Genomic DNA, 22488 nt, shown 5'->3' with positions numbered 1-22488 from the left:
CATCCTTCTGATTAAAGGCATTTTTTGCCGAAAGAAAAAGCACTCTTTAGCAATCGACCATGTAAAAATTACATACTCACTTTTTATTTTTTTTATTTTACGCTCATTAAAACTCAATCAAGGAAGAATTATGAGCGAACAAAACTTATCCAATAAAATTGATCTCTTTGCGTTTGAATCTCGCAGTGTTTTTTTAACCGGACCTATTGAAGCCGAGCTCGCTTTAAGAATTAACCGCGAACTTTTAGCTTTAGAAAAAGCTAACTCAGCGGCACCAATTATCATGTGGATCAACTCACCTGGTGGTGAAGTGTATTCAGGCTTTTCAATTTACGACACGATTCAATTTATCAAACCAAAAGTGATCACCATTATTTCAGGTATGGCTGCGAGTATGGGCTCAGTTATTTCACTGGCCGCAGAAAAAGAAAACCGCTTTATGTTTCCACGTTCAAAAATCCTTCTGCATCAACCACTCATCGGTGGAACAATCACTGGCCCTGCTTCAGATATCGCCATTCACGCAAAAGACATCATCGATTTAAAGCATAGAATGCACGCTCTCTATTCTGAGCGAACTGGTATTCCTAAAGAGCGCTACGAAGAGATGATGGAGCGCGACCGCTGGGTCTCTCCCGAAGAGGCCATCTCTTTGGGGCTAGTTTTTAAAGTGATCTCCTCAAGGGCCGAGCTTGAAAAGTTAGTTTCCCCTTAAATTTAAATTAGTTAGGCCAGACATGAATTAGACCATTAACTCTTTGTAAACAAAGGTTTTTCATTAAAAAATATGATAAAAATGCTCTTTATTTATTGAGGAATTTTTTCATAATTAGGTGATTTTCCCTCTGAAAAAGGCTAAATGGGGTATAATTAGAGTGAGGCACTCGGGTAACCCCACATCGGCAAGATTTATTTCTTCTGTCCTCCCTCCATACAGTTTATAATATGTTTGTAGTTGCCAACAAATTACGCGACGATTAAATTATGGTAACTATTAAAGAATTAGGTAATTAAAAAGAATGCTTAACCAACGTACTATTGCTAAAAAATTATCAGTGACAGGTATCGGAATCCACTCTGGAAAGAAGGTTACCCTAACTATGCACCCAGCAGAGGCGGATTTTGGCATTCAATTTAAGCGCGTAGATCTTCAGGATGCTCCAGTTTTAAAAGCAAATGCTCTGACTGTAGGTGCAACTGAAAACAATACAACTATTGGTGCTGGAGTTAATGCTGTTCACACTGTTGAGCACTTACTTTCTGCTCTTTATGGTTTTGGTATTGAAAACGTTTACTGTGAAATCGATGGACCAGAAGTTCCAATTATGGATGGTTCGGGAGCATCTTTTGTTTTTCTTCTAAAGGAAACGGGGATCGCGACTTTAAATAAATCAAAAAAATTCTTAGTTGTACTTGAGAAAGTACGCGTTGAGTTCGACGACAAGTGGGCCGAAATTGAACCGTCATCAAAACTGGTGATCGATTCAACAATTGTATTTGCTCACCCAACAATTAAAACTCAAAACAAAGTTTTTGAATTCTCATGCGAAAACTACATCAATGAAATCGGCCGTGCCCGCACATTCGGTTTCGTAAAAGACGTAGATGCATTAAAGAGAAAGGGACTGATCAAGGGTGGATCTCTTGATAACGCAGTCGTTCTCGACGATTACAAAGTTGTTAACCCTGAAGGCCTTCGCTTCCAGGATGAATTCGTACGCCACAAAATCCTTGATACAGTAGGGGATATTGCCCTTATGGGTTATGAAATTGCTGGTAAAGTAACAACTTATAAATCAGGTCACCACGTCCACAATCTTCTGTGCAGAAAGCTTTTAGCTACACCTTCTGCTTACGAGATTGTTTCTGCCGCATCATTAGAACGCGAGACAGTAGAAGCATTCTCACTCCCCAGAGCGCTACAACCATCATTTCAATAGTAGCGACTTTGTAGTAACATCAATTTAATTTAATTCACCGATAAAGGATCTTTATGAAACTATCTACTGGTTTTTGGCAGACGTATAAAGAAGTTCCAGCTGACGCTGAGATTGCTTCTCACCAACTTATGATTAGAACAGGACTTATCCACAAAGCTGGGTCTGGCCTTTATAACTATCTACCAATGGGGCTTCGCTCGATTAGAAAAGTAGAAAACATTATCCGCGAGGAACTAGACAAGATCGGGTGTTTTGAAATCACCATGTCTGTCGTAACTCCAGGAGAGTTGTGGCAGGAAACAGGACGCTGGGACAAGATGGGCGGGCTAATGCTTCGTTTTAAAGATAAAAAAGATGCTGATCTTTGTATTTCTCCAACGAACGAAGAAGCTGTTACTGATATCTTTAGAAAGACGATTAAGTCTTATAAACAACTGCCAGTGACTCTTTATCAAATTAACACAAAATTCCGCGATGAAATCAGACCTCGCTTTGGTCTTATGAGAGGTCGCGAGTTCACGATGAAAGACGCTTATTCATTCCACTTGGATAAGGCGAGCTTAGATGTAGGTTACCAGGCTCTTTACGATGCATATACTGCGATCTTTACGCGTTTAGGGCTGGAATTTATCCCAGTTGAAGCAGATGGTGGAGCAATGGCTTCATCTGACTCTAAAACACACGAGTTCCAAGTTGTAGCGAACTCAGGTGAAGACTTAATCATCTACTCTGCAGAAGCTAGGTACGCAGCTAACATTGAAAAAGCTCAAACGAAAAGAGCACCAACAACATACGATATAAATGTTGTCCCAATGAAAGAAGTAGAAACAATTAAAACTGAAACGATCGAAGCCGTTTGCGCTCTTCTAGGTCAGACAGCGGCCCAAAGCTTAAAGTCGATGGTTTATACAGCGACAACGGGCAATGAATCTAAAATGATTCTGGCGATGATGATCGGAGACGATTCAGTTAACGAAATTAAACTGCAAAACTTCCTGAAGTGTGACCACCTTGCAGCTTCTTCTGAAGACGAGCTTAAAAAAGCGAAACTTTGGAAAGGTTATATTGGGCCATTTGGTCTTGAAGGACAGTTGGAAATCATTTTCGATAACGCTGTTAACTTAGATGCTTCATACACCATCGGAGCAAATAAAAAAGACGCTCACGTTATGGGGTTCAACCCAAAACGCGATATGAAAAAAATCATCCAGGCTGATCTTCGCCTTTCAAAAGCGGGAGATTTAACTCTGGATGGAAAACACACTGTTGTTGAAAAACGTGGGATCGAAGTTGGTCACGTTTTCCAACTTGGTGACAAGTACACAAAAGACATGAAGGTAGGGGTTCTGGACCAAAACGGAAAACTAGTGACTCCACTTATGGGTTGTTATGGAATTGGTGTAACGAGAGTTGTGGCCGCAGCTATCGAGCAAAACCACGATGCTAACGGGATCATCTGGCCAAAATCAATCGCACCATACGATGTATATTTCGCAACAATTGTAAAGGCTGAGGAATTTGCTAAAATCGCAGACGAAATCTACGCCGATATGAAAAAAGCGGGAATCGATGTTGTCTACGACGACAGAAACGTAGGCCCAGGTAACAAATTCAAAGACGCCGACCTTCTGGGATTACCGTATCGTGTAGTTCTCGGAGAAAGGGACTTTGGAGCTTCTGGCGAGCTGGAAATAATCGAGCGCAAAACTGGAACTGTAACGAAAGTTAAGCGCGATGAACTGATTTCTACACTTAAGAATCTATTGAAGTAATTTGAGTCTTTTTTCTTTTTCTATTCAGTCGAACCATGCTGAAAACCAGCATGGCGGCTGCATAGAGAATGCATCCTAAAATCACCAGTGCCCTTTGAGTCGAATTTTGCAGGTCATTCCAGGCCATCTTGCCAGTCAAAAATAATTTAGCGCTAAATACACTTTCAGGCAAAAGTCCCTTCCAGGTCATAAAAAATCCGACCAGGCAAATAAACATAAAAACCTGACAGACCATCATTCCTGTTTTTAATGAACGTTCTTTAATCGATCCCGTTTCACTGGCCTTCCAGATGACATTCATCGTTTTTAGCTGCTCCATCGTCACCAGATTGTTGTTTTTCAGTAGGATCGCAAGGCTTGATTGGGATTTAGATTTGAGAAAGAAATAAAGGGCCGAAGGGAGAACCCCGAAGAAAAAAACGGCACCATAAAGGCCAAAAGTAAATGAAGTGAGTTTGATATAAATTGAAAAATCTACAATGGCAAAAAGGAGAAATACCAAACCGAAAATAAGATAAGTGTTGTCTCTTAAAATGACATTTTCTCTACATCCATTGAGGACCAACACATCTACTTTCTGTCCTATCGTGTGTTTAATCTCAGCGTTTCCGCCGCCAATGAAAATGACTTTCTCTATATCGCTGAACTTATATTCAACGACCGGACAATAATAAAAACCGTGGTATCCATTTGGGTGAGTCCTTGGGGAATTTTGTTTGCGGTGAAGGGCAATAACTTTGCCAGGATACACTTTCCCAGATTTGCTGTAGGCCCAGTGAATAAAGAGCGCTCCAAGAGCAAAATAAAAAAAGACCGCGGCAATGATCATCAAAACCAACATATTCACCTTTCCCTGTAAAACTTACTTATATTCTAACAAGGTCCGGGATTTATAAAAGCCCCGGGGCTTCTAAAGTTGCTTTTGTGGCTATCCTCTTATAAAAAGTGTCCATTCTAGAGATTCTACATTTTCAGGACAGAGTATGGACCACGACATGATCATTGGCATTCACAGTATTGCCGAAGCTATTAGAAACCCAGAGAGACAAATCTTTGAGATCGTCGCAACTGACGAGGGCTTTCAGGAATTTAAAAAGCGTAGCGGTCTTCGAGATCATGAAATCCCACTTAACAAAGTAAGATGGCTTGAAGGCCACGCACTTCAAGAAGAAGCAAAGAAAAACTACCGCGACCTTGATCTTGAATTCCAACGTGTCCCAAGTGGGATTTTTATGTTGGTAAGTCCGATTAATATTTATGAGCCAACTTGGATCTACAATCAGTTGGAGAGTCGCATCCCAATTAAGATTTTAGCTCTTGATCAGGTGACTGACGCCCACAACGGCGCTGCCATCATGAGAACAGCTGCTTTTTACGGCGTAGACGCAATTTTAATTTCGGCTAAAGGGAACTTTGGTCTTGGGCCAGGATTTTCTCGTATTGCCTCTGGAGCAACTGAGCACGTGAAAATTGTCCGTTGTTCGGCCCTTCCAAAAACAATTACAAAAATTAAAGAATTGGGTGCAACTTGCATCGGTTTATCTGAACACGCTTCAGGAACTTTGGGCGAAATGGATCATTCAAAACCAATTTGTTTAGTTTTGGGCGCAGAAGATGTGGGTATGTCACATGCTGTTAGCAGAGTGGTTGATACGACAATTGCCTTTAAACCCGCAGGGAAAATCAAATCTCTCAACGTATCAGTCGCTGCAGCAATTGCGATGGAAAAAATTTTTGGAGCAGTTTAACGACAATTTTTTTTAAAAAAAAGATTGCCTTTAAAAACACCATCGTTTATAAAATACCCCTAGCATAGCGGTTAGATACTGTAGGCTGACTTAGCTCAGTTGGTAGAGCATCGGTTTTGTAAACCGACGGTCGTAGGTTCGATTCCTATAGTCAGCTCCATCTTTATCTTAAGTGAGAGCTGGAAAATGAGGAGAGATTGCCGAGCGGCCAAAGGCAACAGACTGTAAATCTGTCGGTTTATACCTTCGAAGGTTCGAATCCTTCTCTCTCCACCACTTTCTAACCAGTGTTATCTATGCGGGCGTAGCTCAGTTGGTAGAGCGCCACCCTTCCAAGGTGGATGTCGCAAGTTCGAATCTTGTCGCCCGCTCCATTCTCTACCCAATCTTTAATAATTTATTTACATAATACTTAACGATTTTGCTCTCGTGGCTCAGTGGTAGAGCACTCCCTTGGTAAGGGAGAGGTCATGGGTTCAATTCCCATCGGGAGCTCCACTTTTTTCCTCTTGTCAGAGGGGGGCTTCACAGGCATACTGTTGACTTAATTTAGAACCCGTTATAATTCCATATAAAAAAATTAATTCTTTTAGAGAATAAATGAAGAAGGAGAGACCAGATGGCTAAGGAAAAATTTGACCGTAACAAACCTCACGTTAACATCGGAACTATTGGTCACGTAGACCATGGTAAGACGACACTAACAGCAGCAATTACAATGACAATGGCAAAACACCACGGTGGAGCAGCTAAGTCATACGCAGATATCGATTCAGCACCAGAAGAAAAAGCACGTGGTATTACAATTAACACTGCTCACGTAGAATACGAAACAGCAACTCGTCACTACGCTCACGTAGACTGTCCAGGTCACGCTGACTATGTAAAGAACATGATTACAGGTGCAGCTCAGATGGACGGTGGTATCCTTGTTTGTTCAGCAGCGGACGGACCAATGCCACAAACGAGAGAGCACATCCTTCTTGCTCGTCAGGTAGGTGTACCGGCCCTAGTAGTATTCCTTAACAAAGTAGACATGGTAGACGATCCAGAACTTCTACAACTTGTAGAGATGGAAATGAGAGAGCTACTTTCTTCTTATAACTTCCCAGGGGACGCGATTCCTTTCGTAGCTGGATCAGCTCTAGCAGCAGTAGAAGGACGTAACCCAGAAATCGGTGAAAATAAGATCATCGAACTAATGAACGCAGTAGATTCATACATTCCAGCTCCTCAACGTGATGTTGATAAGCCATTCCTAATGCCAGTAGAGGACGTTTTCTCAATCTCTGGACGTGGAACGGTAGTAACTGGACGTATTGAAAGAGGGATCATTAAAGTTAACGACGAGATCGAAATCGTTGGTATCCGTGATCTTCAAAAAACGACTGTAACAGGTATCGAAATGTTCCGTAAGCTTCTAGACCAAGGTCAAGCAGGGGACAACGCAGGTCTACTTCTTCGTGGTACAAAACGTGAAGATATCGAGCGCGGACAGTGTCTTGTTAAGCCAGGATCAGTAACTCCACACGCTAAGTTCGTAGGAGAAGTTTATATTCTTACAAAAGAAGAAGGTGGACGTCACACTCCAATCTTCAAAGGATACCGTCCACAGTTCTACTTCAGAACAACAGACGTAACTGGGTCAATTGAACTGAACCCAGGTGTAGAAATGGTAATGCCAGGTGACAACACAACTTTCAAAGTAGAGCTTATTTCTAAGATCGCTATGGAAAAGTCACTTCGTTTCGCGATCCGTGAAGGTGGACGTACGATTGGTGCCGGAACTGTTGCTGAAATCAACGACTAATTGGCAAAAAAACGCGAAGCGTTTTTACTAGTTAGTTAAGAATTCGCCAATTCTTAAACTTACAAAGTTTACAAAGCGGGCCGAAGAAATTCGGCCCGCTTTTATCTCAAAGTAATTTCTCAATGGGTGTATAGCTCCAATGGTAGAGTAGGTGATTCCAAATCACTTGGTTGTAGGTTCGAATCCTACTGCACCCGCCACTTTTTTAATGTCGTCTTGGCCAACAGGCCGCAACGCGCCGAATTCTTTCAAATCTCACTAGACAAATTGGGTTTTTTCTTGCATATCTATTAGACTCTAATTTTTTTATCCCAAAGAAAGGTTAACTATGTCGATCATTAAGAGCGAAGACTCAAGAAAATGGATTACAGCTCTAGTTGTAATTGCATCAGCATTAGCAGGATTTGTTGTCTATAAATTCGTAGGGCAACTTGGTGACTGGTTTGATTTAGAAACAAAAATTTCTAACTACAGTGTTGTAGCTCAAGGACTTGGTTTTGTTACTGGTCTAGGGACATTCATTTACATCCTAAAAAACAATGAAACATCAACATACTTACAAGAAGTTTATAATGAACTTGTGAAAGTTGTATGGCCATCGAAAGATGCCACAGTGAAAATGACAGTAGGGATTGCGATCGCTCTTGTTGTTGTAGCTGCAATCTTCACATCTGTAGATTTCATCTTCAAAAAAGTATTAGAGTTCCTTTATTAATAACATCTATTGGTAACTAAAATTATGGCTGAAACAAATCACGATAATGTTGAGCTAGCTAAGGGTGATACACCAGATTTCAAATGGTACATCGCTAAGGCTCAGACTGGACAAGAAAACAAAGTAACAAAATCTCTTAAAGAGAGAATCGTTAACTATAAAATGACTGATCTTTTCGCTGAGATCCTTGTTCCTGAAGAAACAGTAGTAACAACTGCTAACGGGAAAAAGAAGACCATCAAGAAGAAGTTTTTTCCAGGTTACGTCTTGATTAAGATGATCATGAATGATAAGACTTGGCACCTTGTTAAAAGCACTGACAAAATCACTGGTTTTGTTGGGGGAACGTTAGATAAACCAGCTCCAATTACAGAAGAGGAAGCTGCATACATGACTTCTCAAATGGAAGACGGGTTCAAAAAACCACGTACGTCTGTTAATTTTGCTGAAGGCGAGTCTGTTAAGGTTATTGAAGGACCGTTTGCTAACTTCGTAGGAACAATCGAAGCAGTAAGCGATAAAGGTAAGATTAAAGTTAACGTTTCAATCTTCGGTCGTCCGACTCCAGTAGAGTTAGACTTCACTCAGGTTGAGAAGATTTCATAAAAAATATTTGTTGGGATAAGCAGGAGTTTATATGGCTAAGAAAGTAACAGGTTTTATTAAATTACAAATCGCAGGTGGTAAAGCAAACCCATCTCCACCAATTGGACCAGCTCTTGGTCAAAAAGGTGTAAATATCATGGAGTTTTGCAAGGCTTTCAACGCAAAAACTCAACAACAAAACGGTGTTGTTCTTCCAACGATCATTACAGTTTACTCTGACAGATCGTTTACATTCGTTACAAAAACTCCTCCAGCTACTTACCTTCTAAAAGATAAGTTAAAACTGGAAAGAGGAGCTCAAAAGCCAGGTTCAGAAGTTATGGCTAAAAAAGTTCCAAAGAAGACTGTAGAAGAAATCGTTGAAGCAAAAAAAGTAGACTTAACTGCTGGATCAAAAGAAGCAGGAATGAGAACGATCGAAGGATCAATCCGTTCAATGGGTCTAAAACTAGATTACTAATTAAAAAAATCCCAATTTCGGGAAAGTAAAGTGGGAGACTTCACAGTCGTTTGACCACAGGAGAATATTATGCAAAAGCCGGGAAAGCGTTACGCAGAAGCCGCAAAAAAGATCGATAGAACTAAAGTCTATTCATCTGACGAAGCTATTAAACTAGCTAAAGAAGCAAAATCAGCAAAATTCGACGAAACAGTTGATCTAGCGTTCAGACTAGGGGTTGACCCACGTCACGCTGATCAAATGATCAGAGGAGCTCTAGCTCTTCCATCTGGTACAGGTAAGTCTGTAACTGTTGTCGCGATCACTTCAGGATCAAAGGTTGATGAAGCTACTGCTGCTGGTGCAGACTTCGCTGGTGGAGATGACATCATCACAAAAATCGCAGGTGGATGGCTAGATTTCGACCGCGTAATCGCATCTCCAGACATGATGAGTAAGCTTGGTAAAGTTGCTCGTCTTCTTGGGCCACGTGGTTTAATGCCAAACCCAAAGCTTGGAACTGTTACAACTGACATCGCTGGAGCTGTAAAAGAGCAAAAAGCAGGTAAAGTTGAGTACAGAACTGAGAAAACAGGTATCGTTCATATTCCAATCGGGAAATCTTCTTTCACTGTTGAGCAACTTAAGGCTAACTACTCTGCAGTTCTTACTGCAATCGTAAAAGCTAAGCCAGCTTCAGCGAAGGGGACATACATTAAGTCTCTAACTCTTAGTACAACTATGGGTCCAGGGATCAAGATTGACACTGTAGAGGCGTTCAACGCTGTTTAATTAAAGTTTACTGTAGGGATTGATGAAAGTCGGTCTGTTAAATTTCTAACCCAAGTTTAACTGTAAAGCCTGCCCAAATCTCCCTCCAAATATTAATAGGAGGATTTATGCTTAACCGTTCGGAGAAAGATGCAATCATCCAAGATCTGAAAACAGATATTGGTCGTGCTAAAGCAATCTTTCTTACAAACCTAATCGGTATTACATCAAATGATGCCGTTAGCGTAAGAAAAGCAGTTCGCGATAACAACGGAAAAATGGTTGTTACAAGAAACACGCTTTTCAAAAAAGCTGCAGCAGGGACACCTGTTGAAGCTCTAGTTGCTGATCTTCATGGACCACACGCACTTGCGTTTGCGTTCGAAGACCCAGCAGCAGTAGCAAAATCTTTAAAGGAAGCAGGAGCTAGTTTAGAGCTTGTGGATCTTAAAGGTGGAGTACTTGATGGCCAAATGTTAAACAAAGCACAAGTAAAACAACTTGCGGATTTACCTTCAAGAGACCAAATGCTTGGTACTCTTCTAGCTACATTCCTAGCACCAGTTTCTGCTTTCGCTAGAGTACTATTTGCTATCCAAGAGAAGAAAGAAAAAGGCGAACTAGCTTAATTACAATTTTTTTAAATTTTTATTTTATAGGAGACTTATATGAGCGTAACTAATGAACAACTAATCGAGCACATCTCTAAAATGTCAGTTCTTGACCTAGCTAACCTAGTAAAAGAACTTGAAACAAAATTCGGTGTATCAGCAGCTCCTGTTGCTGTTGCTGGTGCTGCTGGTCCAGCTGCTGCAGTTGAAGAACAAACTGAATTCACAGTTGTTCTAGCTGACGGTGGAGACAAGAAAATTAACGTAATTAAAGAAATCCGCACAATCACTGGTCTTGGTCTAAAAGAAGCTAAAGATCTAGTTGAAGGTGCTCCAAAGACTGTTAAAGAAGGTCTTTCAAAAGCTGACGCTGAAGCAATCAAGAAAACTCTTGAAGGTGCTGGAGCTAAGGTTGAACTTAAGTAATTTGATTGCTTTAGTTTAAAATAGATTTTTTAAAAATAAGGTGTGAAAGAGAGGAATCTCTTTCACGCCTTTTTGTGTTTTTAGCTTTTTATAAATTATTCTAAGAATTATCTCTTATACGAGGAGAGCGCGATGACTCAGGTTTTTTCACCTAACGAATGGTTTCGCAAGACCTTTTCAAATACTCCAGCAGTATTAGATACCCCGCCATTAATGAAGTTACAGGTAAACTCTTACGAAGATTTTCTTCAAAAAGATGTTCCACCTGCAAAGAGAATTGACCTTGGTCTTCAACAAGTTTTCAAGTCAGTTTTTCCAATCTACGACTTTAACAAAACTGTTTCTCTAGAGTTCGTTTCGTACTCTCTAGAAGAACCTAAATATACAGTAAAAGAATGCCGCCAAAGAGGTCTTTCATACGAAGCTCCTCTTAAAGTAGTTGTTCGCCTTGTTTTCTTCGACGTAAGCGTTGACAGAGACGGAGCTGAGCAAAGAACTGTTTCTTCGGTAAAAGAACAAGAAGTTTACCTAGGAAACATTCCACTAATGGCCGAAACTGGGTCATTTGTTTACAACGGAACTGAGAGAGTAATCGTATCTCAGCTACACAGATCTCCAGGGATCATTTTCGAACACGACAACGGAAAAAAACACTCTTCTGGGAAACTTCTATATTCAGCAAGAATCATTCCTCACAGAGGGTCTTGGCTAGATTTCGAATTCGACCACAAGAACATTCTATTCGCTCGTATCGATAGAAAGAGAAAGCTTCACGCTTCTGTAGTTCTTAAGGCAATGGGATATTCTACATCTGAACTTCTAAAAGAGTTCTATCAGATGGAAACAATCTCATTCAATAAAGATGGTTCATACTCTAGAAAACTAGATTTCAACCTACTTGTTGGAACAAGAGCAAACGCTGACGTTCTTGATAAATCAGGAAGCGCGATTGTTAAAAAAGGTAAAAAATATACAAAAGCTTCGATCAAGAAAATGGAAGATGCAAAGATCACTGATCTTCCAGCTGAACTTGAAGAAGTAGTAGGAAAAGTTCTAGCAGAAGATATCTTCAACGAAAAAACTGGTGAAGTTATCTGTCTTGCTAACGAAGCTCTTTCTGAAGCAAAAATCCACGATTTAGTTAAAGCTGGTGTAAAAGAAGTTAACGTTCTTTACATCGATATGATCAACTTCGGTGATCAAATCAGAAACACTCTTCTTATCGACAAAACTGAAACGAAAGAAGACGCTCTAATTAAAATTTTCGAAAGACTAAGACCAGGTGAACCTCCAACGGTTGAAGCTGCGTCTCAACTTTTCGACAACCTGTTCTTCAACAAAGAAAAATATGACCTTTCGAAAGTTGGTCGTATGAAGATCAATTACAAATTCGGAATGAACATTCCGGTTGAAGAAACAGTTCTTACTCAAAGAGACATCCTGACTACAGTTCAATACCTAGTAGAACTTAACAACGGTAAAGGTAAAGTTGATGATATCGACCACCTTGGTAACCGTCGTGTAAGAGCTGTAGGTGAACTACTAGAAAACCAATTCAGAGTTGGTTTAGTAAGAATGGAAAGAGCGGTTAAAGAAAGAATGGCCATTCAAGAAATTGAAACGATGATGCCATACGATCTAGTTAACCAAAAACCAGTAGCTGCTGCTGTAAAAGAATTTTTCGGTTCTTCTCAGCTTTCTCAGTTCATGGATCAAACAAACCCACTTTCTGAAGTAACTCACAAGAGAAGACTTTCAGCTCTTGGGCCAGGTGGTCTAACTCGTGAACGCGCTGGTTTCGAAGTACGTGACGTACACCCTACTCACTACGGAAGAATGTGTCCGGTAGAAACACCGGAAGGACCAAACATCGGTCTAATCACATCTCTTGCAACATACGCTCGTGTTTCTGAGTATGGTTTCATTGAAACTCCATACCAGGTAGTAAACGAAGACAGAACGATTTCAGCTCCAAAATACTTCTCGGCTTTCGAAGAAGAAGGAAAAGTTATTGCTCAGCTTGAAGCTAAGTACGTTGACGGTAAAAAAATCGTTGGTGATGCTATCGCTGCTCGTTCGGCCGGTGACTTTACTGTAGTAGGTGCAAACGAAGTTCAGTTAATGGACGTTTCTCCAACTCAGATGATCTCGATTGCAACATCTCTTATCCCGTTCCTTGAGCACGACGATGCCAACAGAGCGCTAATGGGATCGAACATGATGAGACAGGCAGTACCAGTTGTTAGAACTGATGCTCCTATCGTAGGTACTGGTGTTGAGCAAATTATCGCTCGTGACTCTGGTGCTATTGTGTACGCAAAAGAAGGTGGACGTGTAATCTTCGTTGACTCTAACAGAATCGTTATCCAAAGAGATAACTTCTCTGAAGGTGAGTCTGGAGTAGACGTTTATAAACTTACAAAATACCAACGTACTAACCAAAATACTTGTAACAACCAAAAAGCCCTAGTTAAAGAAGGGGACAAGGTTCTAAAAGGAATGGTTATTGCTGACGGTCCAGCTACACAGCTGGGAGACCTTGCCCTTGGACAAAACGTTCTAGTAGCGTTCATGCCATGGGGTGGATATAACTACGAGGACTCGATCCTAATTAACGAAAACATTCTTGCAAGAGACGTGTTTACATCTGTTCACATCGAAAGCTTTGAAATCGAAGCTCGTGATACAAAATTAGGTAAAGAAGAAATCACTCGCGATATTCCAAACGTTTCTGAAGAGGCCCTAAAAGACCTTGATGAAGCTGGTATTATTCGCGTTGGTGCGATCATTAAGCCAGGGGATATCCTTGTTGGTAAGATCACTCCAAAAGGTGAGTCTCAACTTTCTCCAGAAGAAAAACTTCTTAAAGCTATCTTCGGGGATAAAGCTGGGGACGTAAAAGATACATCACTTCGCGTACCTTCATCAGTTCGCGGAACTGTAATCGACGCTAAAGTTTACACTCGCGAAGGTGTTGAACTGGACGCTCGTTCAAAAGAAATCATCGACCACGAAACGACACTAATCCGTCGTGACGAAAGAATCGAGATTAAAGCTATCCAAACATCAGCCATCCAAAAGATCGCTGAAATGTTCAAAGGGGCGAAGACGACAGATAAACTTATCTCAGAAGACGGGACAACTGAACTTCTTGGAAAAGGTGTAGCTGTTACAGGTGAAATCCTGGCTTCAATTCCTTTCGAACTAATCGGTTACTTACCTCTAGAAGCTGCTCTTGAAGAAAAACTTTCTGAGTACTTCGCTGACGTAAGAAACAGAATCACTAGAGTTCGTCAAAAAGCCAACGATGAAATCGCTAAGCTACACAAAGGTGACGAGTTACCTCCTGGAGTAATCAAGAAGGTAATGGTTTACGTAGCGATTAAGAGAAAGCTTCAGCCAGGTGATAAGATGGCCGGCCGTCACGGAAACAAAGGGGTTATCTCTAACGTTGTTACCGCAGAAGACATGCCATTCCTTGCAGATGGAACTCCAGTTGAAATCGTTCTTAACCCACTAGGGGTACCTTCACGTATGAACATCGGGCAGCTTCTTGAGCTTCACCTTGGATGGGCAGGTCGTGGTCTTGGTGAAAAAATTAAGACGATGATGGAAGAAAAAGCAAAAGTTAATGAGTTGAGAGATTTCATCTTTAAAATCTACAAAACTAAAGAAGTAGAAGCTTGGTTAAAATCAGCTTCTGACGAAAGAGTTATTGAAGTAGCTGAACAACTTTCAACAGGTGTTCGTTTCTCTACAAGCGTATTCGATGGTGCTTCTGAAGAAGATATCAAAGATATGCTTGAACTTGGCGACCTGGACAGATCAGGGAAGACAACATTATTCGACGGAAAAACTGGTGACATATTCTCGGAAGACGTAACAGTTGGTGCGATGTACATGTTAAAACTTCACCACCTTGTTGATGAGAAGATCCACGCTCGTTCTACTGGACCATACTCTCTAGTAACTCAGCAGCCACTTGGTGGTAAGGCTCAGTTCGGGGGACAACGTCTTGGAGAGATGGAAGTTTGGGCACTTGAAGCATACGGAGCTGCTTACACGTTACAAGAATTCTTAACTGTTAAATCTGATGACGTTATCGGACGTACAAGAATGTATGAATCGATCGTTAAAGGTGAGCAGGTTCTTGAACCAGGATTACCTGAGTCGTTTAACGTTCTAATCAGAGAGCTTCAAGCTCTATGTCTAGACATTAAACTAGAAGAGAACACAGAAGAAGAAAGCACTTTTAACTAAGTGTTTTGAAGTGCGGGACTTTAAATCTCCCGCACTGGTTTTGGTAAGCGGATACTAGATAGAAATTTAAATCGTACAAGGAATATAAAATGAAAGACTTGTTAAACTTTTTTGATAAGCCGAAAGATCCAATCAGCGTAGAAGCTGTTTCGATCAGAATGGCATCTCCAGATACAATCAGAGAATGGTCTTTTGGTGAAGTAAAGAAACCAGAGACAATTAACTACCGTACTTTCAAGCCAGAAAGAGATGGTCTTTTCTGTGCAAAAATCTTTGGACCAATCAAAGATTACGAATGTATTTGTGGAAAATACAAGAGAATGAAGCACAGAGGAGTAGTGTGCGAGAAGTGTGGTGTTGAAGTAACTCTTTCGAAAGTTAGACGTGAAAGACAAGGTCACATTGAACTAGCAGCTCCAGTAGCTCACATCTGGTTCCTAAGATCACTTCCATCACGTTTGGGAGCACTTCTAGACCTAACTTTAAAAGAACTTGAAAGAGTTCTTTACTATGAAGCATACGTTGTAACTTCTTCAGCTACTGACAATGTTGACGGTGGACTTGAAGTTGGTCGCGTAATTTCTGAACAACAATACCAAGAGCTTAAAGAGCAAGGAATCGAGTTCGAAGCTGGTATGGGTGGACAGACAATTAAAGAACTTCTTAGAAAAATCGATATGGACATTACGAATAAAGAACTTCGTCGTGGCCTAGCTGCAGCTACTACAGAAATGGCTCGCGCTAAAGTTATCAAGAGACTTAAAGTTGTTGAATCAATCCTAAAGTCTGAAAACAAGCCAGAGTGGTTCATGATGGATGTTATTCCGGTTCTTCCACCGGATCTTCGTCCTCTAGTTCCTCTTGAAGCTGGACGTTTCGCGACTTCAGATCTTAACGATCTTTACCGTCGTGTAATCAACAGAAACAACCGTCTAAGAAGACTAAAAGAGCTTAACGCTCCAGAAATCATCATCCGTAACGAAAAGAGAATGCTTCAAGAAGCAGTAGATGCTCTATTCGATAACGGCCGTCGTGGTAAAGTGTTCACAGGAGCTAACAAGCGTCCTCTTCGTTCACTATCTGACATGCTAAAAGGTAAGCAAGGACGTTTCCGTCAAAACCTACTTGGTAAGCGTGTTGACTACTCTGGACGTTCGGTAATCGTAGTAGGTCCAAGCCTAAGACTTCACCAGTGTGGTCTTCCAAAGCTTATGGCCCTGGAACTTTTCAAACCGTTCATTTACAACAAACTAATTGAAAAAGGTCACTGTACTACTATTAAAGTAGCTAAGAAGATGGTTGACCAACAAAAGCAAGAAGTTTGGGATATTCTAGAAGAAGCTGTACAAGAGCACCCGGTTCTACTTAACCGTGCACCAACTCTACACAGACTTGGTATCCAGGCATTCGAGCCAATCCTTATCGAAGGTAAAGCGATCCAACTTCACCCTCTAGTATGTACAGCGTTCAACGCTGACTTCGACGGTGACCAGATGGCCGTTCACGTTCCTCTATCGATTGAAGCTCAGATCGAATGTCGTATTCTAGCTATGTCTACAAACAATATTCTTTCTCCAAAAGACGGAACACCAATCGTTGTTCCTTCTCAGGATATCGTTCTTGGTCTTTACTACATGACAAGAATTAGACCTTACGCTCGTGGGTACAACAAAGTATTCGCGTCTAAGGAAGAAGCACAATTCGCTTACCACTCAGGAAACCTTCACCTTCAAGCGCCGATTAAAGTTCGTATCGACAACACAATGATCGAAACAACTGTAGGTCGTACGTTCGTTTGGGATGCAGTACCTAAGTGTCTTAAGTACAACGACATCAACCAAATCCTAGGAAAAAAAGAACTAGGGAAACTAATTGACCACGCTTACCGTGTTGGTACAGAAAAAGACACTGTAATGCTAGCTGACGCTATCATGAGACTTGGATATGAGTACGCGACAAAAGCGGGAATCTCGATCAACGTTAACGACATGACAATTCCAGCTGAAAAAGCAGGAATTCTAGCTGAAGCTCATAAAGAAGTTTCAAAAATCACTGAAGAATATAACGAAGGTTCTATTACTGATGGTGAACGTTACAACAAGATTGTCGACGTTTGGGCACAAACAAACGAAAGACTAACAAAAGTAGTAATCGAGCGTATTTCGACTCAAACTTTCACGTCTGAAGATGGTAAAGAGACTATGAATGCTCCATCATTCAACTCTCTATACATGATGGCGAACTCTGGAGCCAGAGGTTCTACTCAGCAGATCAGACAGCTTGGAGGGATGAGAGGTCTAATGGCGAAGCCATCTGGAGAGATCATTGAAACTCCGATTACATCTAACTTCCGTGAAGGTCTATCAGTACTAGAGTACTTCACGTCTACTCACGGTGCTCGTAAAGGTCTAGCCGATACAGCTCTTAAGACAGCGAACTCAGGGTACCTGACTCGTCGTCTAGTTGACGTTGCTCAAGACGGGATCATCAGAAACGTTGATTGTAACGCTACTGACGGAATCACGCTTACATCAAGAATCGAAGCTGGGGAAGTTGTTGAGCACGTTGCTGAAAGAGCAATGGGCCGTGTAACTGCTCAAGCGATTATGTCTGGTTCAGGAACTGAAGTTTTCCCAAGAAACTACATGCTGACTGAAAAAGATCTAAAAGTTCTTAAAGAACAAGAAGTTGATCAGATTAAAGTTAGATCAGTTCTAACTTGTAAAGAAAGACACGGCTTCTGTGCATACTGTTTTGGTCGCGACCTTGCTCGCGGAAAGCTAGTTTCTATCGGTGAAACAGTTGGGGTAATCGCTGCTCAGTCAATCGGGGAGCCAGGTACACAGCTTACGATGAGAACTTTCCACGTTGGGGGAACTGCAACTGCAGGTGCTCAAGTAAACAAAACTGAAGTTCGTACGGCCGGTGTTATCCACCTTGAAAACGTAGTTTCTGTTGTTAATAACGAAGGTGTTACTATCGTTATGAACAAAAACGGAGAGCTTGTTGTAAAAGACGCTCGTGGAGTTGAGAAGGAAAGATACCCAGTAGTTTACGGATCGAAAATTTTCTTCAAACAAGGTCAGGAAGTTTCGGTAGGTGATAGAGTACTAGAATGGGATCCATTCGCTATTCCAGTTCTTACTGAAGTATCAGGGACAGTTAAATACGAAGATCTAATTGTTGGATCTACAGTTAACGAGCAAGTGGATGCGGTTACAGGTCTATCTCACAGAGTTGTAACAGAATCTAAAAACCCATCTCTTCAACCACGTATCGTGATTGTTGATGATAACGGTTCTCCAATTCTTGTTCCAGGAACGAAGAGATACGCAGCTTACCGTCTACAAGTCGGAGCTTCGATCATCGTATCTGAAGGTGACAAGGTTGATGCAGGTACAGCGGTTTCAAAAGTTCAACGTGAAACAACGAAGACTAAGGATATTACCGGAGGTCTTCCGCGCGTTGCTGAACTTTTCGAAGCACGTAAACCACAAAACGCTGCTCAAATCTCTGACATCTCAGGAACAATTGAGTTTGGTACTGAGTTAAGAGGAAACAGAAGAATCATCGTTCGCCCAGAAGACGGATCAGATCCAATGACATACGTAGTTCCAAAGGGACGTTACGTAGTTGTTAACGAAGGTGACTATATCCGTGCAGGGGAACCAATCATGGATGGACCATCTAACCCACACGATATTTTACGTGTACTTGGGGTTAAAGCTCTTGCTCGTTACATCGTTGACGAAATCCAAGAAGTTTACCGCCTACAAGGGGTTAAGATCGATGATAAACACATTGAGGTCATTGCTTCTCAAATGTTAAAGAAAGTTGAAATCACTAACGCTGGTGACTCTACTTACGTAACTGGAGATTCAGTAACACGCGGTGAGCTTGATGAAGTAAATGAAAGACTTATTGCTGCAGGCGAGAAACCAGCAGAAGCGGCACCGCTTCTACTAGGGATCACAAAGGCATCTTTAACGACAGAGTCATTTATCTCTGCAGCTTCTTTCCAGGAAACGACAAAGGTCCTTACTCAAGCTGCGCTTGAAGGAAAATCTGATGCTCTTCGTGGATTGAAAGAAAACGTTATTATGGGACGCCTAATTCCAGCAGGGTCGGGTATTCCAAGATATAGAAACTATGAGGCCGTAATGAGCGAAGACGAAGTATCGTCAGCAGCTTCATTATCATTTTAAAAATAAACTTGAACTAGCCATTTTCTTCTGGTAAGAAAAATGGCTAGTATTTTTGCAGAAGTGGGAACTTAAGGGAGCAGTTGGATTATGCCTACAATTAATCAGTTAATCAGAAAGGGTCGCGAGGATAAGTACTCGAAAACTAAATCGCCAGCTTTAAAATCATGTCCTCAAAGACGTGGAGTTTGCGTGAGAGTTTATACAACGACTCCAAAGAAGCCAAACTCAGCTATGAGAAAGGTATGTAGAGTAAAGCTTACTTCAGGATTTGAAGTAACTTCATATATCGGTGGAGAAGGTCACAACCTTCAAGAGCACAGTATCGTTCTAATCCGTGGAGGAAGAGTAAAAGATCTTCCAGGGGTTCGTTACCATACTATCCGTGGAGCTCTAGATGCGACTGGTGTTGATAAGAGACGCCAAGGTCGTTCTAAGTACGGCGCGAAAAGACCTAAGAAATAGTAAATTACATAAGTAATTTTAAATAACACACTCCCCTTTCTGTTTACTCGGGCTGGGGAGAGTAATTTTTTTCGAAAGAAAGAAGTGAAGAGGAGTATCAAATGAGTAGAAAAAGAAAAGCGGACGTCAGAGAAGTACTTCCTGATCCAGTTTACCAAGACATCGTTATCACAAAGTTCATGAACACACTTATGATTGGTGGTAAAAAATCTGTAGCAGAAAAAATCTTCTACGGAGCTCTTGAAGTAGTTCAAGAAAAAACAGGCGAAGAGCCTCTAAAAGTTTTCAAAAAAGCTCTATCGAACATTAAGCCAGCTGTAGAAGTAAAGTCTCGCCGTATCGGTGGTGCTACTTACCAAATCCCAGTTGAAGTTCGTCCAGCTCGTCGTCAATCACTAGCACTTCGTTGGTTAAAAGAATATTCTTCAGCTAGAAGTGGTAAGACTATGGTTCAGAAGCTTGCTGATGAAATCATCGATGCTTCTCAAAACCGTGGTGGATCTGTTAAGAAGCGTGAAGACGTTTACAAAATGGCAGAAGCTAACAAGGCTTTCGCTCACCTTAAATGGTAGTAATTTAATTTTTGCATAAATCAGGAGCTCCCCGAAAGGGGAGCTTTTTTTATTTTTAAAGACTATGAGTTCTAAACAGATTGATAAAATTCGTAACATCGGAATCATGGCCCACATTGATGCCGGTAAAACTACGACTACAGAAAGGATTCTTTACTACACTGGAAAGAGCCATAAGATCGGTGAAGTTCACGATGGAACTGCAACGATGGACTGGATGATTCAGGAGCAGGAAAGAGGGATCACGATCACATCTGCCGCTACGACTTGTAGCTGGAACAAACAAACAATCAACATTATCGATACTCCGGGACACGTAGACTTTACGATTGAAGTAGAGAGATCTCTTCGCGTTCTTGATGGAGCGATCGGTGTTTTCGACGCCGTCTCTGGTGTTGAGCCCCAGTCGGAAACGGTTTGGGCACAGGCCGATAAATACAAAGTTCCTCGCTTAGCATTCGTCAACAAGATGGACCGCATGGGTGCGAATTATGAAAATTGTATTTCGGAAATCAGAGAGAAACTTGATAAAAAAGCCGCAGCTATTCAGTGGCCAATTGGCTCTGAAGAAAATTTCGCAGGAATTGTCGACCTTCTTGAAATGAAGGCTGTTTATTTCCCAGCTGAAAACTTAGGTTCAAAAATTGAAATCAAAGACATTCCAGCAGATATTGTTGATGAATGCCAATTATACAGAGATGAGCTTCTAGATAACCTTTCTGAATACGATGAGGAATTAACAGACCTTATTCTTATGGGAGAGGTACCAAGTGTTGCTCAAATCAAAGCTGCTTTAAGAAAAGCAACTATCTCTCACAATTTCATTCCTGTTCTTTGTGGATCAGCTTTTAAGAATAAAGGCATTCAGCCGCTGCTGGATGCAGTTCTAGATTACCTTCCGTCTCCTACAGATAGAGGAGAGCTTAAAGGGCACAGCCTGAAAGATCCGGATAAAGTTGAAGTGAGAAAACCAGAAATCGAAGAGATGTTCAGCGGGATCGCTTTTAAGATCGCAACTGATCCATTCGTTGGAAGTGTAACTTACGTTCGCATTTATTCTGGAAAACTAGAATCAGGACAAACTGTTTACAACTCGCTTAAAAAGAAACGAGAGAGAATTAATAAGATTTTCCAAATGCACGCCGATAAGCGTACAGAGCTTCAAGAGGCTTTTGCCGGAGATATTGTTGCCGTCGCAGGTTTCAAAGATACAACAACAGGTGAAACTCTTTGTACGGAAAATAAGCCAATCATTTATGATCTAATGGAGTTCCCTGAAACGGTTATCTCTGTTGCTATCGAGCCAAAGACAGCAGCAGATGAAAAGAAGCTTCTTTCAACATTAGAACAATTAAAAAATGAAGACCCATCTTTCACGTTCAGTAACAACCAGGAAACTGGTCAGCTTCTGATCCTGGGAATGGGAGAGTTGCACCTTGAGATTATCGCCGACAGGCTTCAACGCGAATTCAATGTTGGGATCCGTGTAGGTAAACCACAGGTTTCTTACCGTGAGAGTATTTCAGGAACAGCTTCTGAATCTCATACATATAACCGTGAACTTGGCGGCAAGATGCAATTTGGTTCTGTGACTTTAAAAGTCGAGCCAGTTGATTACCAGGCCGGAGTACTTTTTGAGTCTTCTGTAACTAATAAGCAGATTGGTCAAAACTTTATCGACTCTATTAAGAAAGCGGTTATGGACACGGCTCCTGGTGGGGCAATGGCCGGTTACCCTTTCCTAAATATTAAAGCGACGCTTACGGCTGTTGAGTTCAACGAAAATGAATCGACAGAAGTAGCTTACGCAATTGCTGCTTCTAGCGCCTTCAGAGATGCTTGTAAAAAAGCAGGAGTTGTCCTTCTTGAGCCAGTTATGGAGCTGGAAGTAGTGACTCCGCAAGACTATACCGGAGATGTTATCTCGGACATTAACTCGAAAAGAGGCAAGATTTTAACAATGGGAATCAAGCAGAATAAAGATTTAATTTCTGCAGAAGTTCCATTGGCGGAATTATTCGGTTATAGTACTGATCTTCGCTCAAAATCCCAAGGACGCGCTAGCTTCACGATGAAGTTCAAAAGCTACGTGGAAATGCCTTTTGATTTAGCAAAAGCGACACTTGAGAAAAAAGGTATCTATATTTAATT

17 protein-coding genes and 5 tRNA genes are annotated in these 22488 nt (G+C 41.2%); 21 read left to right on the top strand and 1 reads right to left on the bottom strand.

What is annotated here, in order from left to right:
- The first annotated feature begins 130 nt into the window (after positions 1 to 130).
- The 3 genes from ACN20O_RS07460 (at position 131) to ACN20O_RS07450 (ending at position 3712) form a co-directional block, all read left to right on the top strand.
- Positions 131 to 715: a ClpP family protease gene (locus ACN20O_RS07460; protein ID WP_491638646.1), complete on the top strand. Its 585-nt coding sequence runs from the start codon at positions 131 to 133 to the stop codon at positions 713 to 715.
- 304 nt (positions 716 to 1019) lie between these two features.
- A complete protein-coding gene (gene lpxC / locus ACN20O_RS07455) occupies positions 1020 to 1940 on the top strand; it encodes a UDP-3-O-acyl-N-acetylglucosamine deacetylase (protein ID WP_102245296.1) in 921 nt (306 codons plus the stop codon).
- 53 nt (positions 1941 to 1993) lie between these two features.
- Positions 1994 to 3712 carry a proline--tRNA ligase gene (locus ACN20O_RS07450; RefSeq protein ID WP_491638643.1) on the top strand — a complete coding sequence of 573 codons (1719 nt, stop codon included), beginning with the start codon at positions 1994 to 1996 and terminating at the stop codon, positions 3710 to 3712.
- Here the strand turns inward: ACN20O_RS07450 and ACN20O_RS07445 are convergent.
- Entirely contained in the window at positions 3693 to 4553 is an 861-nt protein-coding gene (locus tag ACN20O_RS07445) for a DUF3592 domain-containing protein (RefSeq protein ID WP_491638641.1), read from the bottom strand. The two genes, ACN20O_RS07450 and ACN20O_RS07445, sit on opposite strands and share 20 nt — an antisense overlap.
- 142 nt (positions 4554 to 4695) lie before the next feature.
- On the opposite strand from ACN20O_RS07445, the gene ACN20O_RS07440 reads away from it, so the two are divergent.
- From ACN20O_RS07440 to fusA, 18 genes are all read left to right on the top strand, one after another.
- Complete coding sequence (locus ACN20O_RS07440) at positions 4696 to 5460, top strand: TrmH family RNA methyltransferase (RefSeq protein ID WP_491638639.1); 765 nt, start codon at positions 4696 to 4698, stop codon at positions 5458 to 5460.
- Positions 5461 to 5544: 84 nt separating this feature from the next.
- Positions 5545 to 5620: transfer RNA gene (locus tag ACN20O_RS07435), tRNA-Thr, on the top strand.
- 30 nt (positions 5621 to 5650) lie between these two features.
- A tRNA-Tyr gene (locus tag ACN20O_RS07430) sits at positions 5651 to 5736 on the top strand.
- A 22-nt stretch (positions 5737 to 5758) separates the two neighbouring features.
- A tRNA-Gly gene (locus tag ACN20O_RS07425) sits at positions 5759 to 5834 on the top strand.
- A 49-nt stretch (positions 5835 to 5883) separates the two neighbouring features.
- Positions 5884 to 5958, top strand: a tRNA-Thr gene (locus ACN20O_RS07420).
- A 121-nt stretch (positions 5959 to 6079) separates the two neighbouring features.
- Positions 6080 to 7270, top strand: a complete 1191-nt coding sequence (gene tuf, locus ACN20O_RS07415; protein ID WP_102245281.1) for an elongation factor Tu — start codon at positions 6080 to 6082, stop codon at positions 7268 to 7270.
- Between the two features lie 124 nt (positions 7271 to 7394).
- A tRNA-Trp gene (locus ACN20O_RS07410) sits at positions 7395 to 7470 on the top strand.
- 128 nt (positions 7471 to 7598) lie between these two features.
- Positions 7599 to 7985, top strand: a complete 387-nt coding sequence (gene secE, locus ACN20O_RS07405; RefSeq protein ID WP_102245292.1) for a preprotein translocase subunit SecE — start codon at positions 7599 to 7601, stop codon at positions 7983 to 7985.
- A 24-nt stretch (positions 7986 to 8009) separates the two neighbouring features.
- Positions 8010 to 8591, top strand: coding sequence for a transcription termination/antitermination protein NusG (gene nusG, locus ACN20O_RS07400; protein ID WP_491638636.1), 582 nt, complete (start codon positions 8010 to 8012; stop codon positions 8589 to 8591).
- A 31-nt stretch (positions 8592 to 8622) separates the two neighbouring features.
- A complete protein-coding gene (gene rplK / locus ACN20O_RS07395) occupies positions 8623 to 9051 on the top strand; it encodes a 50S ribosomal protein L11 (protein WP_491638634.1) in 429 nt (142 codons plus the stop codon).
- Between the two features lie 69 nt (positions 9052 to 9120).
- Positions 9121 to 9822, top strand: a complete 702-nt coding sequence (gene rplA / locus ACN20O_RS07390; RefSeq protein ID WP_491638632.1) for a 50S ribosomal protein L1 — start codon at positions 9121 to 9123, stop codon at positions 9820 to 9822.
- A gap of 107 nt (positions 9823 to 9929) precedes the next feature.
- Entirely contained in the window at positions 9930 to 10430 is a 501-nt protein-coding gene (gene rplJ / locus ACN20O_RS07385) for a 50S ribosomal protein L10 (protein WP_491638630.1), read from the top strand.
- A gap of 39 nt (positions 10431 to 10469) precedes the next feature.
- A complete protein-coding gene (gene rplL, locus ACN20O_RS07380; RefSeq protein ID WP_102245287.1) occupies positions 10470 to 10838 on the top strand; it encodes a 50S ribosomal protein L7/L12 in 369 nt (122 codons plus the stop codon).
- A 132-nt stretch (positions 10839 to 10970) separates the two neighbouring features.
- Positions 10971 to 15098 carry a DNA-directed RNA polymerase subunit beta gene (gene rpoB / locus ACN20O_RS07375; protein ID WP_491638628.1) on the top strand — a complete coding sequence of 1376 codons (4128 nt, stop codon included), beginning with the start codon at positions 10971 to 10973 and terminating at the stop codon, positions 15096 to 15098.
- An 89-nt stretch (positions 15099 to 15187) separates the two neighbouring features.
- Entirely contained in the window at positions 15188 to 19303 is a 4116-nt protein-coding gene (gene rpoC / locus ACN20O_RS07370; RefSeq protein ID WP_491638626.1) for a DNA-directed RNA polymerase subunit beta', read from the top strand.
- An 87-nt stretch (positions 19304 to 19390) separates the two neighbouring features.
- Complete coding sequence (rpsL, locus tag ACN20O_RS07365) at positions 19391 to 19765, top strand: 30S ribosomal protein S12 (protein ID WP_102245284.1); 375 nt, start codon at positions 19391 to 19393, stop codon at positions 19763 to 19765.
- Positions 19766 to 19866: 101 nt separating this feature from the next.
- Positions 19867 to 20337 (top strand): 30S ribosomal protein S7, encoded by a 471-nt coding sequence (gene rpsG / locus ACN20O_RS07360; protein WP_102245283.1) that lies wholly within the window; start codon positions 19867 to 19869, stop codon positions 20335 to 20337.
- A 64-nt stretch (positions 20338 to 20401) separates the two neighbouring features.
- Positions 20402 to 22486 carry an elongation factor G gene (gene fusA / locus ACN20O_RS07355; protein WP_491638624.1) on the top strand — a complete coding sequence of 695 codons (2085 nt, stop codon included), beginning with the start codon at positions 20402 to 20404 and terminating at the stop codon, positions 22484 to 22486.
- Positions 22487 to 22488 lie beyond the last annotated feature (2 nt).

This window comes from Bacteriovorax sp. As-1, from assembly GCF_058446905.1.
This window is presented reverse-complemented; position numbering and strand designations above follow the sequence as displayed.